We start from the raw sequence: 20353 nt of genomic DNA on the forward strand, positions 1-20353 counted from the left end.
AGCCTATCCGACCTCGATCACAGCCTTGATCAGGCCGGATTTTTCGTGTGCCCAGCGAGCGAGATCGGACGGCGTTTCGGCAAGCGATGTTCGGTGGGTGACGAGCTTGGCCAGCGGCACGGCGCCGTTGCGGATCGAGGCGGCGACGTGGTCGAAGTCGGCGCGCAAGGCGTTGCGGCTGCCGATCAGCGTCATCTCGCGTTTGTGGAATTCCGGATCGGAAAAGCTGATGTCGTCCTTGACGACGGAGACCAGCACCAGCGTTCCGCCATGCGCGACATGGGCAAAGGCCGACTGTACCGACTGGGTGTTGCCGGTGGCGTCGAAGACCACATCGAAGCCCTCGCCTGATGTCGCCTCCCTGATCAGATCGGGCGCCGCGCCGCGCGAGCCGTCGAGGGTCTGGAAACCAAGCTCGTTCGCGGCGAAGGCAAGCCTTTCACTACTCATGTCGAGCAGCGTCACGTCGAGCCTGGCGATGCGGGCGAAGATGGCGGTGCCGAGTCCGATCGGGCCGGCGCCGATGACCAGCGTGCGGGCGCCGGGCTCGGCACATGAGCGCCGCACGGCATGCGCACCAATCGCCAGGAACTCGACGGCGGCGGCGTCGGCCAGAGACAGGCCGTTTGCCGGATAGAGATTTTGCGCCGGCACCAGGATGCGTTCGCACATGGCGCCGTCGCGATGCACGCCAAGCACCTCGATCCTGACGCAGCAATTCGGCTTGCCGTGCCGGCAGGCGATGCATTTTCCGCAGGAAAGATAGGGGTTGATGACGACCGGCTCGCCAACGGCCAGTTCGACACCTTCGCCGGTCTCCACCACGGTACCCGATACTTCATGGCCCATGATGCGGGGATAGGCGAGGAACGGGTGCTTGCCCTCGAAGATGTGGTAGTCGGTGCCGCAGATCCCGACATGGCTGACCGCCACCAGTGCCCAGCTGGCAGGCGGTGCAGCGGGCGCGGGGTGGTCTTCCAGGACAAGGTCGCCGGGCGAGCGGCAGACGACGGCTTTCATGCGCGATTCCAGTGTTCAAAAAGGGCGCCGGCCTGTTGTTTGAGCGGACCGGCGCATCGGTTCAGGGACGATTCACTTGCCGCGGCGGCGCAGCCCGTCGAAGTAGACGATGATGATGATCAGCGCGCCGGTGATGATGCGCTGCCAGAACGAGTTGACGTTGAGCAGATTGGCGCCGTTATTGATGGTGGCCAGGATGAAGGCGCCAAGCAACGGTCCGTGCACCGAGCCGACGGCGCCGAACAGCGAGGTGCCGCCGATGACCGACGAGGCGATCGCCTGCAACTCCCAGCCCTCGGCCTGGGTCGGATTGCCGATGCCGATGCGAGCGGCCAGCAACACGCCGACGAAGGCCGCGCACAGGCCCGACAGCGTGTAGGCCATGTAGATGGTGCGCTGGACGTTGACGCCGGACAGGCGCGACGCCTCGGCGTTGGAGCCGACCGAAAACAGATACCGGCCCCAGCGGCTGTGATGCAGGAAGACATAGGCCGGAATGCCGACCAGGATCACCATCCAGAACAAATTGGGGATGCCGATAAAGGAATTGCGCGAGAACGCGGTGAAGGTGTCGCTGTTGATGTTGATCGAATTGCCGTTGGTCATCAAAAGGCCGATACCGCGCAGCGAGGTCAGCGTCGCCAGCGTGATGATGAAGGGCGGCAGGCCCATCTTGACGATGCCGAAGCCGTGGAACATGCCGATGGCAACACCGACCAGCAGCGTCACCAGAATGGCAAGCCAGATGGGGAAACCGGCATTGATCATCATGGCGACAACGACGGTGGCGAAGCCGACCACGGCGCCGACCGAGAGATCGATGCCGCCAGTGATGATGACGAAGGTCTGGCCGACCGCCATGATGGCGATCATGGAGCCCTGGCGCAAAAGATTGGCTATGTTGTTGGCCGAGGCGAAGCTTGTTGTCGCCACGGAGAGGAGGATCCAGAGCAGAACCAGCAGCGCCAAAAGCGTCAGCCCAAACAGGACGTTGTAGTTGCGCTTCGGTTTTTCGACAGCAATCGCCTCGGTGCTCATATCTGTCCTCCCAGCTTTTCTTGTTTCTCGGCGAGCGCCTGCGTGAGAATGTCCTCGTGGCTGGCGGCGCGGAAACCGTGCGTCGCCACCAGTTTGCCGCGCCGGAACACATGCAGCGTGTCGGCGAGTTCATAGACTTCCGGCAGATAGGACGAGATCAGGATGATGCCGGCGCCTTTTGACAACAGCGCGCCGAACAGACGGTAGATCTCGGCCTTGGTGCCGACATCGACACCGACCGTCGGCTCGTCGAAGATGAACAGCTTGGCACCATGCGCCAGCCATTTGCCGATGACGATCTTCTGCTGGTTGCCGCCAGACAGGCTGGACGCCAGCGCGCCGCGCGTCGGCGTCTTGATGCGCAGATCGGCAATCTGGCGATCGGCCTGCGTCTTCTCCTGCGCGCTCGAAATCAGCAGATTTTTCGAAATCCGCTTGTAGATCGGCAGGTTGAGGTTGAGGCCGACCGGCAGGTTGAGGCAAAGGCCCTGGTCGCGGCGGCTTTCCGGCGCCAGCGCCATGCCGAGCTTGATCGCGTCATGCTCTGAATTGACCTGGACATCCTTGCCTTCCCAGAGGATCTGGCCGGCGGACTTGCGGTGGCGGCCGTAAAGCGTGGTGACGAACTCACTGCGCCCGGCGCCGATCAGGCCATAGAGGCCGACGATCTCGCCGGCGCGAACCGTCATCGAGACATTTTCGAAGCCCTTGCCAGACAGGTTTCTTGCCTCGATGATCGCGGCACCCGGCGTGAAATGCTCCTTGTGGTAGACCTGCTCGATCGAGCGGTTGATCATCATCTTGACCAGCTCGGCATCGTTGGTCTCGGCGATGTTGCGGGTGCCGACCAGCGTGCCGTCGCGCAGCACGGAAACACGGTCGGCCAGTTCGAACACCTCCTCCATGCGGTGACTGATGTAGATGATCGTCACGCCTTCGCCCTTCAGCCGGCGGATCAGGGTGAAGAGCTGGTCGGCCTCCTTGCGGGTGAGGTAGGCGGTCGGCTCGTCGAAGATCAGGAACTTGGTGCCGCGCACGGTGGCGCGGGCCGCTGCAATCAACTGCTGCTGGCCGATGGTGAGGTCGCCCAGCGTGACATGCGCCGGCAGGTCGAAGCCGAGATCGTCGATGATCTTCTGGGCTTCCTTGACCATGGCGCGCTGCTGCAGGATGCCGAAGCGCGAATTCTCCTCGCCGAGGAACATGTTGGCGGCGACCGTCAGGTGACGGCACAGCACGACCTCCTGGTGCACGGCGTTGATGCCGAGCGCCATCGCCTCATGCGGCGTCGCGAGCGCTGCCGGCTGGCCTTCCCAGATGACCTCTCCGGAGGTGCGCGGCATGACGCCGGTCAAAAGCTTGATGAGGGTGGATTTGCCGGCGCCGTTCTCGCCGACGATGGCGTGGATTTCGCCGGATTTGAAAGCAAGATTGACCGGCTTCAGCGCGTGGGTGCCGGGATAGCGCTTCTCCAGCCCGCGCAATTCGAGGATGGTCCGCCCCGGTTCCAGCACGGGTGCCGGATGCAGGTCCTGCGCTGTCGACGTCATGACAATCCTCCCAGATTGGTCTCACGGTTGGCAGGCGGCGGGGCTGTGACACACCTCATTTGCAGCCTAGCCCAAGGCAGCGGATTGCCAAGCCGTTTGTGCCGAAGCTGATGTTTCCGGGGCGCGAGGCCCCGGAAACAGTTTTCGTGCCGATGCTTACTTGAGCTTCGGGTTGAGCAGCGCGTCGATCTTGGGGTCTTTCATGTTGGCCTTAGTCACCAGATTGGCGCCGGTGTCGACATTGGCCTCGACCTTCTCGCCCTTCGAGGCGGCGAGCGCCGTCTTGATGCCGTCATAGCCCATCCGGTACGGATCCTGGACAACGAGGGCGGAAATGACGCCGTCATTGAGGAACTTGATCAGCTTCTCGTCGCTGTCGAAACCGACCAGCGCCAGCTTGCCGCCAAGGTTGTTTTCGGCGACAGCCTGACCGACGCCCTGCGCCATGATCAGGTTGGAGGCGAAGATGCCCTTGAGGTTCGGGTTGGCGGTGATCAGGTCGGTGGCGATGTTGAGGCCGGTGGTGGCCTGGCCGTCGGCATATTTGTCGGCGACCAGCTTGAGGCCCGGATATTTGGCCTTGAGCTGTTCGGTGAAGCCCTGCTTGCGCTGTTCGAGCGAGCCGGCGCCCGGTGCGTTGGTGATCAGGGCGACGTCGCCCTCGATCTTGCCGCCGTTGGCGGCGCCGATGGCGGCTGCGAGGCCGTCGGCGGCGACGCGGCCGCCCTGCACATTGTCGGTGGTCAGGAACGAGGTGAAGGCCTTGGAGTCGGCGCCGGAGTCGATGCCGATAACCTTGACCTTGGCAGCGGCTTCATCGATCGGCTTGCCAAGCGCCTTGAACTCGGTGGGCGCAATGACGATCGCCGCCGGGTTGCTGGCAACGGCGTTCTCGAGGATCGAGACCTGGCCGTTGACGTCGGTCTCGGCCTGGGCACCGAGTTCCGGCACGTTGACGCCGAGATCCTTGCCGGCCTTGCGGGCACCGGCCAGAACGATCTGCCAGTAGAAGGATGTGGTGTCCTTGACGATGATCGGAATGGTCACGTCCGCCGCCGAAACCGGTGCTGAGTGCATGACGCCGGCGAGCATTGAAGCTGCTGCCAGCGCCATGACGGCGCGGCGGTTGAGAATGCTGGTCACGAATTTCATGAGGTTCCTCCCTAAGTCGCCCGGTGAACGTTACGGAAGCTCCGTCCGGATAGGCGTGGCCCAAACAGAACTTTATCAATAAAAAACAGTTGCCATGTTTTGATAGTGCATCGATCCAGCCGATGCAAGCGATGTTTGACCAGTCCTCGCGAGGCCTGGCAGAGGCAGATCCACCGCGCTGCTCCTCCCTTGCCGCTGTCAAACACTCCCGTTTCCGTTTCGCGAATATATGGAATATTAATTCCACATATTCGTCAATATGGAATGTTCATTCTTTTATGGGATCGCAAGAATGTGAAGCCCGGGTCACCGTTCACTGCGGGTGGATACGCGTTTCACGCCAGCTCCTGCACCAGCGTATAGGGGCGATATTTGGCGTATTCCGTCTCCGGCACGTCGATGTCGAGCAGTTCGAGGTTGCGCGTCAGGTTTGCCAGCTTGGCGGTGCCGGTCAGCACGGTGGCGACCGCGGGTTCATGCAAGGGGAACTGGAACGCAGCCGCGGCCAGCGGATAGCCGCCCTCGGCGGCGATCCGTTCCATCGCACCGACGCGGTCGAGCACGTCATGGCTGGCAGGGCGGTAATCGAAATGCGCGCCTTGCACGGGCCCGGTCGCCAGGATGCCGGAGTTGAAGACGCCGCCGATGACCAAGGACGTCTGTTGCGCCCGGCAGAGCGGCAGCAACTCCGCTTCGGCGCTGCGGTCGAGCAGGGAATAGCGGCTGGCGAGCAGAATGCAGTCGAGCGGCGCCTGGCGCATCACGTCGAGACAGATCTGCACCTCGTTGACGCCGAGCCCATAAGCGGAAATGACGCCGGACCGTTTCAACTCTTCGAGCGCCTTGAGGCCGCCATCCATCAGCTCGCGAAAGTGCAGCTTGGTCTTCTCGACACCATGTGTGTAGACGCCAATGTCGTGGACAAACAGGATGTCGATCTTGTTTAGACCAAGCCGCGCATAGCTGAACTCGACCGATCGCATGATGCCGTCATAGGAGTAGTCGTAGTCGAGCGCGAAGGGCAGCGGATCGACATAGGAGTGATCGGGAACCTGATCTTCCGGCACCGGGCGGAACAGGCGGCCGACCTTGGTGGACAGCACGTAGGAATCGCGCGGTTTGTAGCGCAGGAAGTCGCCGAAGCGGCGCTCCGACAGACCGAAACCGTAGAAGGGTGCGGTGTCGAAATAGCGCAGGCCGGCTTCCCAGGCGCCCTGCAGCGCCTCCATCGCCGCTTCACGCGAACAAGCGCGGTAGAGACCGCCGATCGCGGCACCGCCGAAGCTGACCTCGGTGACCTCGAGCGCCGTCCTGCCAATGCGGCGTTTTTCCATGCAAAGCCTCCCCGTTGCCGTCCGCTGTTCGGCTCGGCAGTCTACTCGATATCAGTACAATCTTCAGTATGATCTAGAGCGTTGCGCCAAGATGCCAGGGCACGAACTCGTTGTCGCCGTAGCCGAAATCCTCGCTCTTGGTCTTGCGGCCGGAAGCCGTCTCGACGATCAGTTCGAAAATCTCGCGGCCCATGCCGGCGATGGTCTTTTCACCGGAGGCGATGACGCCGCAGTTGACGTCCATGTCCTCTTCCATCTGGTAATACATGGTCGAATTGGTGGCGACCTTGATCGACGGCGTCGGACGGCAGCCGAAGCAGGAGCCGCGGCCGGTGGTGAAGACGATGACGTTGGCGCCGCCCGCCACCTGGCCGGTGGCCGAGACCGGGTCGTAGCCGGGTGTGTCCATGAACACCAGGCCGCTGCCGGTGACCTTTTCGGCGTAGCCGAAGACACCGTTGAGCGGCGTCTGCCCGCCCTTGGCGACCGCGCCGAGCGACTTCTCCAGGATGGTGGTGAGGCCGCCGCGCTTGTTGCCGGGCGAGGGGTTGTTGTCGATCGAAGCGCCATGCTTGGCGACGTGATCCTCCCACCACTTCACGAAGCCGTCGAGCTTCTGTGCGATCTCCGGCGTTGCCGCGCGGTAGGCAAGCAGATGTTCGGCACCATAGATTTCCGTCGTCTCGGAGAGGATGCCGATGCCGCCGACGCCGGCCAGGATATCGACGGCCGCGCCCAGCGCCGGATTGGCCGTAATGCCCGACATGCCGTCGGAGCCGCCGCATTGCAGGCCGACGACAATCTCGCTGACCGGGATCGGCTCACGCTTCAGCTGACCGACTTCCTCGGCAATCTCGGCCAGCACGCCCATTGCCTTTTCCACCGATTTGCGCGAACCGCCGGCGTCCTGGATGTTGAAATGACGTTTGCCTGCAGCGACGCCCTTCTGGCCGTAGAGGGTTAGCTGGTTGACCTCGCAGCCAAGCCCGACCATCAGCACGCCGCCGAAATTCGGGTGGCGGGCGTAGCCGGCAAGCGTGCGGTGCAGCACCATCATGCCGTCGCCGGTGCCGCTCATGCCGCAGCCCTGGCCGTGGACGATCGGCACGAAGCCGTCGATGCCGGGATATTTCGGCAGCAGCGTCCGGTTGGCGGTGTCGGCGATGGAATGGCAGACGGTGGCCGAGCAATTGACGCTGGCGACGATGCCGATGAAATTACGCGTGCCGGCGCGGCCGTCGGCGCGGCGATAGCCCATGAAGGTGCGGGCGCGGTCGGCCTCCGTCGCGTGCTCGGCCTCGCTCGGCGGCACGACCGGCAAGCGGCCGGATTCGAAAACCAGATTGTGCGAATGAACGTGCTCGCCCGCTGCAATATCCTGTGTGGCGCGACCGATCGCCTGGGCGTATTTCACCACGGCCTCGCCGGCGGCGATCGGCTTGATCGCCACCTTGTGACCGGGCTCGATCAACACACTGGCGACGGCACCGTTCGGCAACGCGGTGCCGATCTCGATGCGGCCGTTGGCGACTGCCACATTGTCGGCGGGGGACAGAAGAATGCAGTTGGAGGCGTTCACGGGCGGTTTCCTGGGTGATCCTGGGATGCGCGGGCGGATTGACACGCGCCTGTTTAAAGATAATGTCTTTTATCGTGAAAAAACAGTTTTGCGTCAATTGTTTTTTCGCTGGGGAGTTCCGCATGTCCTTGGTGTTCCGGAAAGCGATTTCGCTTTTCAGGGTCATGGGAACGTCATATTGCGCTTCAAACCGGCCGCCGCAAGCGACGGCGTGCAACGGGTCAGGAATGTCGAAGAGCAACAACGTCTACAAGGATGCCTATAACCGCTGCCTGCGGCTGCTCGACGAAACGCGCAGCCTACCTTCGGAGCCGGAACTGGGCACCTTGCTTGGCGTCAGCCGCACCACGGTGCGCACCATTCTTGCGCGCATGGAAGAGACAGGGCTGATTGCCTGGAACAAGCGCGCCAAGACGGTGCTGCGCGAACCGCGTCCGGATGATTTCTTCCCCGAGGAGGAAACAGACACGCTGGCCGAGATCATCGAGCGGTCGTTCATGCGCAGGCTGCTTGCCGGCGGCGCCGAAGCCGGCATGCAGATCAACGAGCTCGAACTGGCGCGCGAGATCGGTGTCGGCACCACCAGCGTGCGCGAGTTCCTGATCCGCTTCTCCCGCTTCGGCCTGATCGAGAAGCGCCGCAACAGCCATTGGGTGCTGAAGGGCTTTACGCGCGCCTTCGCGCTGGAGCTGACCGAAATCCGCGAAATGTTCGAACTGCGCTCGGCAGCCGCCTTTGCCGCACTGCCGCAGGACAGCGCGGTCTGGGCCGATCTCGACCGTCTGGAAGACGAGCATCGCCAGCTGGCAAGCGAGATCGCCAAGCGCTTCAACGAATTCTCCGAGCTGGACGAGCGCCTCCACCGGCTCATCCACCGGGCATCGCACAACCGCTTCATCGTCGATTTCTACGACGTGATCGCCATGATCTTCCACTACCACTACCAGTGGAACAAGGCGCAGGAACGCGAGCGCAACGAAGTCGCGATAGGTGAGCATCTGGTTTATATCGAGGCGCTGAAATCGCGCGACCTCGGCAAGGTCGACGCTGCCTGCCGCAAGCACCTGAAGTCGGCGCGCCAGACCTTGCTGACCTCGATCCCGGAGAGCCGGTCGCCACAAAAATCCTGAGCCACGTCGCGGCTCAGAGTCTTGTTTCATGCATGTCGTTGTCCCAAAACCGCTGCACACTTTTGGGCGACATGCATTGATATGCCGCGTTGCCGCAGCATCGAATTGGCGATTTTCCAGCTGCTGGCCGCGTGCTAGGTATGCTGGGTTGCTGCGAAGAGGCAGGGCTTTGACCATACCGAGGAGACGATGGAGCATGCCGGTCGCGCTGGTCGCGGCCTATCTGCTGCTGCTTCAGTCGACGCTTGGTGCCTTCGCCTTCGGCACCGGGCCAAATGCGTCGCAACTGGATGCCTTCGGCAACGTCATCTGTACCCATGAGGGCGCAATCCAGCTTCCCGGCGGCAACCAGCCGCCATCCCATCTGCCCGTATGCTGCGTGCTCGGCTGCAGCATGTTTTCGCCGGCCTTTGCGCCGCCGCCCGATGCCGGCCTGGCGCTGGGCAGTCTTTCCTTTGAAGCGGTCGCCTTTGTCTTCCGTGCAGCCGTCCATCTCGACTTTGCGCGTGAGCGCTCGCCGTCGAACCCGCGCGCGCCGCCGCTGACGGCCTGAGCCTGTTTGCCCGGCGGAACCTTTCGTGGGCGTACCCATCCAAAGATCAAACTGCTCGCGACCGGCAACGGCGCGACCACCACTTCATGGAGCAACCATGTCCTATTTTTTCAGTGACGCCGCGCGTCCTCTGCTCGGCAGCATTCTGCGCAGCATCGAAGAGCGTGTCGGCATTGCCGTGCTGGCTCTTGCACTGCTGTTCGTCGGCGCACCGACTGTCTCTGCGCATGAATTCAAGGTTGGCGATCTCGAGATCGGCCATCCCTGGTCGCGTGCCACGCCGGCCGGTGCCAAGGTGGCCGGCGGCTATTTCACCATCACCAATAACGGCAGTGCGCCGGACCGGCTGGTGTCGATTTCCTCCGATGTTTCTGAAAAGGCCGAGCTGCATGAGATGGGCGTCAAGGACGGCGTCATGACCATGCGGCCGGTTACCGGCGGCTTGGAGATTCCGGCCGGCGGCAAGGTCGCGCTTGCACCCGGCGGCTATCATCTGATGTTCATCGGTCTGAAGCGCCAACCCAAGCAGGGCGAGAAGTTTTCCGCCACGCTGACCTTCGAAAAGGCTGGCGCCGTCAGCGTCGATTTTGCCGTCGAAGGCATGGGTGGTGGTGCCATGGACGACCACGCCAATTGATCGCGCCAGTTAGACAAATTTTGAAGATCTGAGGGACCATCATGAACAAGTATTCTCTGGCGGCCGCAGCACTTTTCGTGCTCGGGACGAGTGCCGCCTTCGCGCATATCACGCTCGAAACCCAGGAAGCGGCCGTCGGCTCGACCTACAAGGCGGTCCTGCGCGTGCCGCATGGTTGCGACGGCAAGGCGACGACCGCCGTGCGTGTGCAGATCCCGGAAGGCGTGATCGCGGTGAAGCCGATGCCGAAGCCGGGTTGGACGCTGCAGACCAAGAAGGGCAAGTACGACAAATCCTACCAGCTCTACGGTCAGGCGGTGACCGATGGAGTCAAGGAGGTCGATTGGAGCGGCGGCAGCCTGCCGGATGAATTCTACGACGAGTTCGTTTTCCGCGCGACACTGGCGGCGGATCTCCCGGTGGGCCAAAAACTTTACTTCCCGGTGGTGCAGGAATGCGATGGCGCTGCCGATCGCTGGATCGAGATCCCGGCAGCCGGCCAGGATGAAGACGCGCTGGAAAACCCGGCGCCCGGCATCAAGCTGTTGCCGAAGAAATGATCGTTCGGGCGGCGCGCTCGCAAAAGCGCGCCGCTATTCTCCGTGGCGGTGACATGAGCACGACGTCCTTCCTGCAAACGGCTTCCATGGCCGGCCAACGCGCTGGCCGGCTTGTCGTCGGCCTGTTGGCCTTGATCGTGCTTCTTGCCATCATGGCCGGGCCAGATCAGGCCTTTGCCCATGCCGCGCTGATCAAGACCGATCCGGCCGACGGCGCGGTGCTGGAACAGGGGCCGGCACAATTCTCGCTGACCTTCAGCGAACCGGTCTCGCCGCTGGTGCTGACCCTGGTGAAGCCCGACGGAACGCCGGTCCCGTTGACCGCCTTCCGCCTCAGCGACCAGACGGTCGAGATCGACAATCCGCAGAAGCTTGCGTCCGGTACGCATGTGCTGAGCTGGCGCGTCATTTCCGCCGACGGTCATCCCGTCGGCGGATCGCTGCTGTTTTCAATCGGCGCGCCAAGCGAACCGCCGGCCGTATCCGAAGCCGTCGACTGGCCGTTGCGGTCGGCGATCTGGGTCGGCAAGGTCTTCCTCTACATCGGCCTCTTCCTCGGCGTCGGCGGCGCCTTCGCGCTTGCCTGGCTGACCCGAGGCGACCGCGCCGGACAGCGCTTCGTTGCAGCCGCAATCCTGGGCGGGCTGATCGCAGCGCCGCTGTCGCTTGGCTTACAGGGGCTTGATGCGCTCGGGGCGCCGCTCTCGCATCTGGCGCAGCCGGTCATTTGGCGGACCGGACTCGGCACCAGTTTCGGTTGGACAGTGCTGGTCGCCCTGATCGCGCAGGGGCTTGGCCTGCTGTCGCTGGCCGGCCCCCGCGTTATCGCCAAACCATTGGCGCTGGCCGGCCTGGCCGGGGTGGGGATTGCCCTTGCCGCCAGCGGCCATGCCAGTGCCGCCGAGCCGCAATGGCTGACACGGCCGATGGTGTTCCTGCACGGCGTCGGCATCGCCTTCTGGGCCGGCGCGCTGATGCCTCTTGGCCTGGTGCTGAAGGGGCAATCGGCGGAGGCCACGCCATTCCTGCGCCGGTTTTCTCGCCTGATCCTGCCCGTGGTGGCCGTGCTTGCCGCTGCCGGCATCGTGCTTGCCGTCATCCAGGTGCGGACACCGGCGGCGCTGGTCAACACCGCCTATGGCCGGCTGCTGCTGATCAAGCTCGGGTTGCTGGTCTTTCTGTTCACGCTCGCCGCCGTCAATCGCTGGAAACTCACCGCATCGGCGGAGGCAGGATCGACGGAGGTGCAACGCAGGCTGGTCCGCTCGATCAGCGTCGAGTTGCTGATCGTGTTGGCCATCTTCGGCGTTGCCGCGGGCTGGCGCTTTACGCCGCCGCCACGGGCGCTGGCGATCGCGGCGGCGCAACCGATGTCGGTTCACATCCACGCACTAAAGGCGATGGCCGATCTCAGCATCACGCCCGGCCATGCCGGGCCAGTCGTCGCCTCTATGGTCATCATGAGCGGCGATTTCGGCCCCCTCGACGCCAAGGAAGTGACGCTGGTGCTGTCAAAACCCGAGTCCGGCATCGAGCCGCTGAAGCGCGCGGCGACCAAGCCCGGCGACGGCAGTTGGCGTGTCGACAACCTCATCATCCCGGTTCCCGGCCGCTGGACGGTGCGCATCGACATCCTGGTCTCGGACTTCGAGATGGTGAAGATAGAGGCGCCCGTCGACATCAGGCCGTAACCGCCGGGTGCTTCAAGGCCGAACTCATCATGGTCTGCCGCAACACAATTCGGCGAGGCGGTTGACGCGGCCCGAAAGGCCCGTCAATCATCCCCGCCAAATCGCGGGCTCCAACCAACAAGATCCGAAAGCAGGGAAGAAACGATGGAAAAAGCCGAAATCGGCCTGATCGGCCTTGGCACAATGGGCTCCAACCTGGCGCTCAACATCGCCGAGCATGGGCATCGCATCGCCGTCTTCAACCGCACCAGGGCGCGCACCGACGCCTTCGTCGAGAATGCCGGCGCGCTCAGGGATATGGTGGTGCCCTGCTACAGCCTGGAAGAGCTCGCCGCAGCGATCCGGCCGCCACGTCCGATCATCATCATGGTGCTGGCCGGCAAGCCGGTTGACGAACAGATCGCTGCTCTGCGCGGCGTGCTGTCGGCCAATGACATCGTCATCGATGCCGGCAACGCCAATTTCCGCGACACGATGCGGCGCTTCTCCGAGCTTTCCGGCTCGGGTCTCACCTTCATCGGCATGGGCGTGTCCGGTGGCGAGGAGGGCGCGCGCCACGGGCCGTCGATCATGGTCGGCGGCACGGAGGACTCGTGGAAGCGTGTCGAGAAAGTGCTGACCGCGATCTCCGCCAAGTTCAAGGACGAACCCTGCGCGGCATGGCTCGGCACCGACGGCGCCGGCCATTTCGTCAAGACCATCCACAACGGCATCGAATATGCCGACATGCAGATGATCGCCGAGATCTACGGCATCCTGCGCGACGGGCTCGGCATGGGACCGAAAGAGATCGGCACGGTGTTTGCCAACTGGAACAAGGGCCGGCTGAACTCCTACCTGATCGAGATCTCTGCCAAGGTGCTGGCTGCTGACGATCCGAAGACCGGCAAGCCGGTGGTCGACATCATCCTCGACCGCGCCGGCCAGAAAGGCACCGGCAAATGGTCGGTCATCGAGGCGCAGCAGCTTGGCATTCCGGCGACGGCGATCGAGGCGGCAGTGGCGGCACGCGTTCTGTCGTCGATCAAGGACGAGCGGCTGGCGGCGGAAAAGGCCTATGGCAACGCCGGCGTGACAAAGATTTCCGGTGATAAGGACGCCTTGCTGAAAGATCTGGAGCTGGCGCTGTTCGCCGGCAAGATCGCCGCCTACGCCCAGGGTTTTGCGGTGATGAGCGGCGCCTCCAAGGAATTCAACTGGAACCTGCCGATGCCGACCATCGCCAGGATCTGGCGCGCCGGCTGTATCATCCGTTCGCAGATGCTCGACACCATGGCGGAGGCCTTCAGCAAGGGCGGCGCCTCGACCAATCTTCTGATGGCGCCGGCCTTTATCGCGTCGATGCAGGAGGCGCACCCCTCGCTGCGGCGTGTCGTGGCGAGGGCGTCGGAAGCCGGCTCGCCGGTGCCGGCGCTGTCTTCCGCGCTTGCCTATTTCGACAGCTACCGCCAGGGCCGCGGCACTTCGAACCTGATCCAGGCGCAACGTGACTTCTTCGGCGCGCACGGTTTCGAGCGCATCGACGAGCAGGGGGCTTTCCACGGGCCGTGGGGCAGTGGTGCGGCTGGCTAGACAGGATTGCGCGGGCAGCCCGGTGCCATGTTCTAAACGAGTACTGCCTGGCTGAGTGACAGAACATGACTGGCTGCGCTCAGGCCCTGCAAGGAGCCGGGCGCGGCACCGCCGATCCAGCCGAGCACCGAGCGCGCAAGCTCGGAGCCGGCCAGCCGGAAGTTTTCGTTGACGACCAGCAATTGCGGCCGGAACAGGTGCAGCAGGTCCGACGACTGCTTGGACACGACATCGACGTCGTGGCCGAGCCTGAGGCCGGCATCCTCGATGCCGGCGACGAGCGCCAGCGTCGCGGCGGCGCCGCTACTGACAAAGCCGTCTGGACGGTTTTCGCGGCGCATCAGCTGGGCCGTCCTCGTCCTGATCTGCTCGATCGACTGGTCGATCGAAACGGTGTTGAACGGAATCTCGCTGGCGCCGACCTCGCTCAGCGCATCGGCAAAGCCGTTCAGCGTATGGCCGTAATAGGTCAGCCCGGGCGGTGGCGACAGAAGCGCCAGCCTGCGCCGGCCCATGCTCGCCAGCCGGCGCACGGCTTCCATCGCGAAAGCATGGTTGTCGAAGTCATGGTAGGGGTGAACGAGACCCATGTCGGTGCGGCCGTGCGTGGCAAAGGGCATGCCGTGCTCCAGCATGTAGCGGGCACGCGGGTCGTTGGGCTGGGTGCGCGAGATGATGACGCCGTCGGCCGAGCCGGTCTCGACGAGATAGCGGATCGGCTCCATCGGATCCTGCGAGCGGGAATAGGGCGTGACAATCAGGTGATAGGGCGTTTCGGCGAGCACTTCCGAAACGCCGTAGATGATGTCCGAGACGAAGCTCATGATCTCGCGATCGGTGTTGAGCACCAAGCTGATGACATTGGTCCTGCCGGTGCGCAGGCGTACGCCGGCGCGGTTCGGCCGGTAGCCGATCTGCTTGGCCACCAGTTGCACCCGACGCCTGGTTTCGGCGCCGATTTCCGGGGCATCCTTCAAGGCGCGCGACACGGTGGTGACGCCGAGCCCGGTCATGAAGGCGAGCGTCTTCAACGTCGGCCGCCCTTGTGCCGATGTCTCCTCGTTCTTGTCCGTACGCTGTCTGTCCATTCGTCCCGCCCGTCAGGCGCATAGCAGCCGCAGGCCGGGCCGGCAATCGCCGCCATTGCAATACGATATGCGCTCCAGCCCCGGCAAAGTCTCAATATACTGAAACGTTACAGATTGCCATATTGAGATACCGGCCCCCTCGGGCCGGGTGGGTGGCTCTTTTGCGAAACCCATTGGGATTCCAGAAGGAATCGCCCCTGCCGTCGTCTTTTGTCGGCTTTCGGGCGCCATTTCCGTGTTTTGCAATGCAGCGGACTGATATTGCACTGCACATAAAGTGACTATCCATGTGAATTTGTTCGCGGCCCGAAAAAATGTCGAACCCTCGTTGTTCATGGGGTTGCGCAGTCCGCGCAATTCCCGTATCGAAAATCTGTAACGTTTCAGATTCTGGGAGGAACCGAAATGCGATACCAATTCATCACTGCTGCGCTGGCAGCGACGGCCGCGCTGCAATTTGCCGGTCCGGCCGCCGCGACGGACCTGGAAGTCACCCATTGGTGGACTTCGGGCGGCGAGGCAGCGGCGGTCGCCGAGTTCGCCAAGGCTTTCGATGCCACCGGCAATCACTGGGTCGACGGCGCTATCGCCGGCTCGGGCGACACGGCGCGGCCAATCATGATCAGCCGCATCACCGGCGGCGATCCGATGGGTGCCACCCAGTTCAATCACGGCCGCCAGGCCGAGGAACTGGTGAAGGCCGGCCTGATGCGCGACCTGACAGATCTCGCGACGAAGGAGCATTGGAAGGACGTCATCCGTCCAGCCAGCCTGCTCAACGAGTGCACGGTCGACGGCAAGGTCTATTGCATCCCGGTGAATATCCACTCCTGGCAGTGGCTGTGGCTCTCCAACAAGGCGTTCGCGGATGCCGGCGTGCCGGTGCCGAAGAACTGGGATGAATTTGTCGCGGCAGCGCCCGCGCTCGAAAAAGCCGGCAAGATCCCGCTCGCCGTCGGCCAGCAGGCCTGGCAGACCTCTGGCGCCTTCCAGGTGCTGATGGTGGCGATCGGCGGCCCCGACATCTTCAAGAAGGTCTATGGCGACAAGGATGCGGCGGTTGCCGGCGGACCGGAAGTCGCCAAGGTGTTCAAGGCGGCTGACGACGCCCGCAAGATGCAGGCCAAGTCCAAGGTGCAGGACTGGAACCAGGCGACCAATCTGGTCATCACCGGCCAGGCCGGCGGCCAGATCATGGGCGACTGGGCGCAAGGCGAATTCCAGGTTGCCGGCCAGACGGCGGGCAAGGACTACACCTGCCTGCCCGGCCTCGGCGTCAATGCCGTCATCCAGACCGGCGGCGATTCCTTCTACTTCCCGCTGCTGAAGGACGCAGACAAGTCGAAGGCACAGGAAGTGCTGGCCTCGACCATGCTGTCGCCGGCGACGCAGGTTGCCTTCAATCTGAAGAAAGGCTCGCTGCCGGTGCGCGGTGACGTCGATCTCAATGCCGCCAACGACTGCATGAAGAAAGGCCTCGACATCCTGGCCAAGGGCAACACCATTCCCGACACCAACCAGCTGATGACCGAGGATTCGCTGACCCAGGTCAACGACCTGTTCGCCGAGTTCTTCGCCACGCCGACGATGACGCCCGAAGATGCGCAGAAGCGCTTCGCCGACATCGTCTCCAAGGCCGATTGAGCTGATGTCATGCATCGGTCTCTGGCCCCTGGTCGGGCCGGAGACTGTTGCCCAACGCGATCCGATCCGGCGAGGCGCGTCCCATGACTGAACAGACAGCGAGACGGCCCAGCCGATTGTTTCGCAATCTCAACGCGAAGATCGCGTCGATCCCGATGATCCTCAATGCGCTGGTCATCTTCCTCGGCGGCACGATCTGGACGATCGTTTATTCCTTCACCGATTCCAGGCTGTTGCCGCGGCTGAATTTCGTCGGTCTCGACCAGTATCGCCGGCTGTGGGTGACGCCGCGCTGGCTGGTCGCGGTCGAGAACCTGGCCATCTACGGCGCCTGCATGCTGGTCTTCTCGCTGATCATCGGGTTCCTGCTGGCGGCACTGCTCGATCAGAAGATCCGCTTCGAGGATACGTTCCGCACCATCTTCCTCTACCCCTTCGCGCTGTCCTTCATCGTCACCGGGCTGGTCTGGCAGTGGATCCTCAACCCGAATTTCGGTGTCCAGCATGTCGTGCGGTCGCTCGGCTGGACGGACTTCGCCTTCGACCCGCTCTATGATTCCTCCATCGTCATCTACGGCATCCTGATCGCCGCGCTCTGGCAAGGCACGGGGCTGGTCATGTGCCTGATGCTGGCCGGTCTGCGCGGCATTGACGAGGACATCTGGAAGGCGGCGCGGGTGGATGGGATACCCACCTGGAAAACTTACCTCTTCATCATCATCCCGATGATGCGACCGGTGCTGATCACCACGCTGGTGATCATCGCCGCCGGCATCGTCAAGGTCTACGACCTGGTCGTCGCCCAGACCAGCGGCGGGCCAGGCATCTCGTCGGAAGTGCCGGCGAAATATGTCTATGAATACATGTTCCATGCCCAGAATCTCGGCCAGGGCTTTGCCGCCTCGACCATGATGCTGCTTACGGTGATCATCGTCATCGTACCGTGGGCCTATCTCGAATTCGGACGGCGCAAATGAGCATGGCAAACATTGCTGCTCCGACAATCGCTGTCTCCGGTCGGGATAGCACCGGGCCTTACGGCCCGAAACCGCGCCGCATGTTTTCGCGCCGCAACATCTTCCTTTACGGCACGCTGTTTGTCGTGGCGGCATACTATCTCCTGCCGCTCTATGTGATGGTCGTCACCTCGCTCAAGGGCATGCCGGAGATCCGGCTCGGCAACATCTTCTCGCCGCCGCTCGAGATCACCTTCGAACCATGGGTCAAGGCGTGGTCGACCGCCTGCACCGGCCTCAACTGCGATGGGCTTTCGCGCGGTTTCTGGAATTCGGTGCGCATCACCGTGCCGTCGGTGATCCTGTCGATCGCCATTGCGTCGGTCAACGGCTACGCGCTGGCAAACTGGCGCTTCAAGGGGGCCGACTTGTTCTTCACCATCCTGATCGTCGGCGCCTTCATTCCCTATCAGGTGATGATCTATCCGATCGTCATCGTGCTGCGCGAGATCGGCCTCTACGGCACCATCTGGGGCCTGGTGCTGGTGCATTCGATCTTCGGCATGCCGATCCTGACGCTTTTGTTCCGCAACTATTTCTCGTCGATGCCGGAGGAGCTGTTCCGGGCGGCACGCGTCGACGGCGCCGGCTTCTGGGGCATCTATTTGCGCATCATGCTGCCGATGTCGCTGCCGATCTTCGTCGTCGCCATCATCCTGCAGGTGACCGGCATCTGGAACGACTTCCTGTTCGGCGTCATCTACACCAAGCCCGACACCTATCCGATGACGGTGCAGCTCAACAACATCGTCAATTCGGTGCAGGGCGTGAAGGAATACAACGTCAATATGGCGGCGACGCTGATCACCGGCCTGGTGCCGCTGATCGTCTATTTCATCTCCGGAAAATTGTTCGTGCGCGGCATCGCCGCCGGCGCGGTGAAGGGATAACCGCGATGGCTCAGAATGGTACCAGCGTTTCGATCCAGGACCTGTCGCTGAATTTCGGCTCGGTGACCGTCCTGGAGACGCTCAATCTCGATGTCGCCGAGGGCGAGTTCATCGTGCTGCTCGGCCCATCCGGCTGCGGCAAGTCGACCTTGCTCAATTGCATTGCCGGCCTGCTCGACGTCTCCGAAGGCCGCATCTTCATCAAGGGCATGAACGTCACCTGGGAAGAGCCCAAGGACCGCGGCATCGGCATGGTGTTCCAGTCCTATGCGCTCTACCCGCAAATGACGGTGGAGAAGAACCTGTCCTTCGGCCTGCGTGTCGCCGGCACGCCAAGGGACGAGATCGCCAAGCGGATCGCGCGGGCGGCCGAAATCCTGCAGATCGAGCCGCTGCTGCAGCGCAAGCCGGCAGCACTTTCCGGCGGCCAGCGCCAGCGCGTGGCGATCGGACGGGCGCTGGTGCGCGATGTCGACGTGTTCCTGTTCGACGAGCCGCTGTCCAATCTCGATGCCAAGCTGCGCGCCGAGCTGCGTGTCGAGATCAAGCTGCTGCATCGCAAGCTGCAGAACACCATGATCTACGTCACCCACGACCAGATCGAGGCGATGACGCTGGCCGATCGCATCGCGGTGATGAAGGGTGGCGTCATCCAGCAGCTCGATGCGCCGCAGACCATCTATAACAGGCCGGTCAACCGCTTCGTCGCCGGCTTCCTCGGTTCGCCCGCGATGAACTTCCTTGACGGACAAGTGGAGGCCGGCGCTGCTTTCAAGACCGGCAATGTCTCCATACCGCTCGACCGCTATGCTTTCGATGCAGGGGGCAACAGCAGCGGACCTTGCGTGTTCGGCATCCGGCCAGAGCACATTGCCTTTGGCGAGGCGGCAAACACCATGCCCTTTGCCATCGATGCCGCCGTCGAGATCGTCGAGCCGATGGGCTCCGACACGCTGGTGTGGACGAAGCTCGGCGGCCACAATTTTTCCTTCCGTGTCGAGGCGGAAAAAACGCTGCGCAATGGCGAGCCGATCCGGATCGGTTTTGATCCTGCCCGCGCCTCGCTTTTCGACACCCAATCCGGCAACCGCATCTAGCCCCTGAGAATTCCATCCCCAAAAGACAATCCCCCAAGCAAAACGGACAGAGACGATGAACTGGTCATTCCAACTTTACAGCGCCCGCAATTTCCTGCCCTGGGAAGGCGTGCTCGCCACGCTCGGCAAGCTCGGCTACACCCAGGTCGAGGGCTTCGGCGGCGTCTACGATGATCCCAAGGCCTTCCGCAGCGAGCTCGACAAGAACGGCCTTGCCATGCCGACCGGGCATTTCTCGATCGACGCGCTCGAGAACGATTTCGACGGCGTGCGCAAAACCGCCGACGCGCTCGGCATAACCCTGCTGATCTGTCCTTTTCTGATGCCCGACCAGCGGCCATCCGATGCCGCCGGCTGGCGTGGTTTTGGCGAGCGCCTGGCCAAGGTCGGCGAGACCGCGAAGAAGGCCGGCCACGGCTTTGCCTGGCACAACCATGATTTCGAGTTCAAGAAGCTCGCCGACGGCTCGGTGCCGCAGGATCACATCCTGTCGTCCGCGCCCGACATCAGCTGGGAGATGGACGTCGCCTGGGTGGTGCGCGGCGGCGATGATCCGCTGCCCTGGATCGAGAAATACGGCAAGCGCATCAGCGCCGTCCACGTCAAGGACATGGCCAAACCGGGCGAGGGGCTGGACGAGGACGGCTGGTCGGATGTCGGCCACGGCACCATCGACTGGGCCGGCCTTATCAAGGCGCTGCGCGCCAAGAGTGCCGCCCAATACTACGTCATGGAACAGGACAACCCCAACGACATCGAGCGCTTCGCCCGCCGCTCGATCGCAGCCGTCAAGACCTACTAG

19 protein-coding genes are annotated in these 20353 nt (G+C 63.1%); 12 read left to right on the forward strand and 7 right to left on the reverse strand.

Features of this window, described 5'->3' with window-relative positions:
- Window positions 1-3: 3 nt before the first annotated feature.
- The 6 genes from C8D77_RS00725 to C8D77_RS00750 form a co-directional block, all read right to left on the reverse strand.
- Window positions 4-1020, reverse strand: coding sequence for a zinc-binding alcohol dehydrogenase family protein (locus C8D77_RS00725; RefSeq protein ID WP_109658696.1), 1017 nt, complete (start codon window positions 1018-1020; stop codon window positions 4-6).
- Between the two features lie 72 nt (window positions 1021-1092).
- Window positions 1093-2058 (reverse strand): ABC transporter permease, encoded by a 966-nt coding sequence (locus C8D77_RS00730; protein WP_109658697.1) that lies wholly within the window; start codon window positions 2056-2058, stop codon window positions 1093-1095.
- Window positions 2055-3608, reverse strand: a complete 1554-nt coding sequence (locus C8D77_RS00735) for a sugar ABC transporter ATP-binding protein (RefSeq protein ID WP_109658698.1) — start codon at window positions 3606-3608, stop codon at window positions 2055-2057. Before C8D77_RS00735 ends, C8D77_RS00730 begins: the two co-directional genes overlap by 4 nt.
- Before the next feature lie 156 nt (window positions 3609-3764).
- Window positions 3765-4760 carry an ABC transporter substrate-binding protein gene (locus tag C8D77_RS00740; RefSeq protein ID WP_109658699.1) on the reverse strand — a complete coding sequence of 332 codons (996 nt, stop codon included), beginning with the start codon at window positions 4758-4760 and terminating at the stop codon, window positions 3765-3767.
- Window positions 4761-5095: 335 nt separating this feature from the next.
- Entirely contained in the window at window positions 5096-6094 is a 999-nt protein-coding gene (locus C8D77_RS00745; RefSeq protein WP_109658700.1) for an aldo/keto reductase, read from the reverse strand.
- A 73-nt stretch (window positions 6095-6167) separates the two neighbouring features.
- Window positions 6168-7673, reverse strand: coding sequence for a UxaA family hydrolase (locus C8D77_RS00750; RefSeq protein WP_109658701.1), 1506 nt, complete (start codon window positions 7671-7673; stop codon window positions 6168-6170).
- On the opposite strand from C8D77_RS00750, the gene C8D77_RS37230 reads away from it, so the two are divergent.
- The 7 genes from C8D77_RS37230 to gndA all read left to right on the forward strand — a co-directional run bounded on the left by C8D77_RS37230 (window position 7654) and on the right by gndA (window position 13816).
- Window positions 7654-7938, forward strand: coding sequence for a hypothetical protein (locus C8D77_RS37230; protein WP_146211740.1), 285 nt, complete (start codon window positions 7654-7656; stop codon window positions 7936-7938). The two genes, C8D77_RS00750 and C8D77_RS37230, sit on opposite strands and share 20 nt — an antisense overlap.
- Window positions 7901-8803 (forward strand): GntR family transcriptional regulator, encoded by a 903-nt coding sequence (locus tag C8D77_RS00755; protein ID WP_109658702.1) that lies wholly within the window; start codon window positions 7901-7903, stop codon window positions 8801-8803. Before C8D77_RS37230 ends, C8D77_RS00755 begins: the two co-directional genes overlap by 38 nt.
- 196 nt (window positions 8804-8999) lie before the next feature.
- Window positions 9000-9356 carry a DUF2946 family protein gene (locus C8D77_RS00760; protein ID WP_109658703.1) on the forward strand — a complete coding sequence of 119 codons (357 nt, stop codon included), beginning with the start codon at window positions 9000-9002 and terminating at the stop codon, window positions 9354-9356.
- Between the two features lie 97 nt (window positions 9357-9453).
- Complete coding sequence (locus C8D77_RS00765; RefSeq protein WP_109658704.1) at window positions 9454-9993, forward strand: copper chaperone PCu(A)C; 540 nt, start codon at window positions 9454-9456, stop codon at window positions 9991-9993.
- Window positions 9994-10034: 41 nt separating this feature from the next.
- Window positions 10035-10553 (forward strand): YcnI family copper-binding membrane protein, encoded by a 519-nt coding sequence (locus tag C8D77_RS00770; RefSeq protein ID WP_109658705.1) that lies wholly within the window; start codon window positions 10035-10037, stop codon window positions 10551-10553.
- 53 nt (window positions 10554-10606) lie between these two features.
- Window positions 10607-12244, forward strand: coding sequence for a copper resistance CopC/CopD family protein (locus C8D77_RS00775; RefSeq protein WP_109661119.1), 1638 nt, complete (start codon window positions 10607-10609; stop codon window positions 12242-12244).
- A gap of 144 nt (window positions 12245-12388) precedes the next feature.
- On the forward strand, window positions 12389-13816 hold the full coding sequence (gene gndA / locus C8D77_RS00780) for an NADP-dependent phosphogluconate dehydrogenase (RefSeq protein WP_109658706.1): 1428 nt from the start codon (window positions 12389-12391) through the stop codon (window positions 13814-13816).
- A gap of 32 nt (window positions 13817-13848) precedes the next feature.
- Here the strand turns inward: gndA and C8D77_RS00785 are convergent, their stop codons facing one another.
- The gene (locus C8D77_RS00785) at window positions 13849-14904 is read right to left on the reverse strand and encodes a LacI family transcriptional regulator (protein ID WP_109658707.1); all 1056 of its coding nucleotides are present in this window, start codon (window positions 14902-14904) and stop codon (window positions 13849-13851) included.
- A 405-nt stretch (window positions 14905-15309) separates the two neighbouring features.
- Between C8D77_RS00785 and C8D77_RS00790 the strand changes: the two genes are divergently transcribed.
- From C8D77_RS00790 to C8D77_RS00810, 5 genes are all read left to right on the forward strand, one after another.
- Window positions 15310-16548, forward strand: a complete 1239-nt coding sequence (locus C8D77_RS00790) for an ABC transporter substrate-binding protein (protein WP_109658708.1) — start codon at window positions 15310-15312, stop codon at window positions 16546-16548.
- Between the two features lie 83 nt (window positions 16549-16631).
- Complete coding sequence (locus tag C8D77_RS00795; RefSeq protein WP_109658709.1) at window positions 16632-17525, forward strand: carbohydrate ABC transporter permease; 894 nt, start codon at window positions 16632-16634, stop codon at window positions 17523-17525.
- A complete protein-coding gene (locus tag C8D77_RS00800; RefSeq protein WP_109658710.1) occupies window positions 17522-18454 on the forward strand; it encodes a carbohydrate ABC transporter permease in 933 nt (310 codons plus the stop codon). The genes C8D77_RS00795 and C8D77_RS00800 overlap by 4 nt, the downstream gene beginning before the upstream one ends.
- A 5-nt stretch (window positions 18455-18459) precedes the next feature.
- Entirely contained in the window at window positions 18460-19551 is a 1092-nt protein-coding gene (locus C8D77_RS00805) for an ABC transporter ATP-binding protein (protein WP_109658711.1), read from the forward strand.
- 55 nt (window positions 19552-19606) lie between these two features.
- Window positions 19607-20353, forward strand: a complete 747-nt coding sequence (locus tag C8D77_RS00810; protein WP_109658712.1) for a sugar phosphate isomerase/epimerase family protein — start codon at window positions 19607-19609, stop codon at window positions 20351-20353.

The organism is Mesorhizobium loti, assembly GCF_003148495.1.
GTDB classification, from domain to species: Bacteria; Pseudomonadota; Alphaproteobacteria; order Rhizobiales; family Rhizobiaceae; genus Mesorhizobium; species Mesorhizobium loti.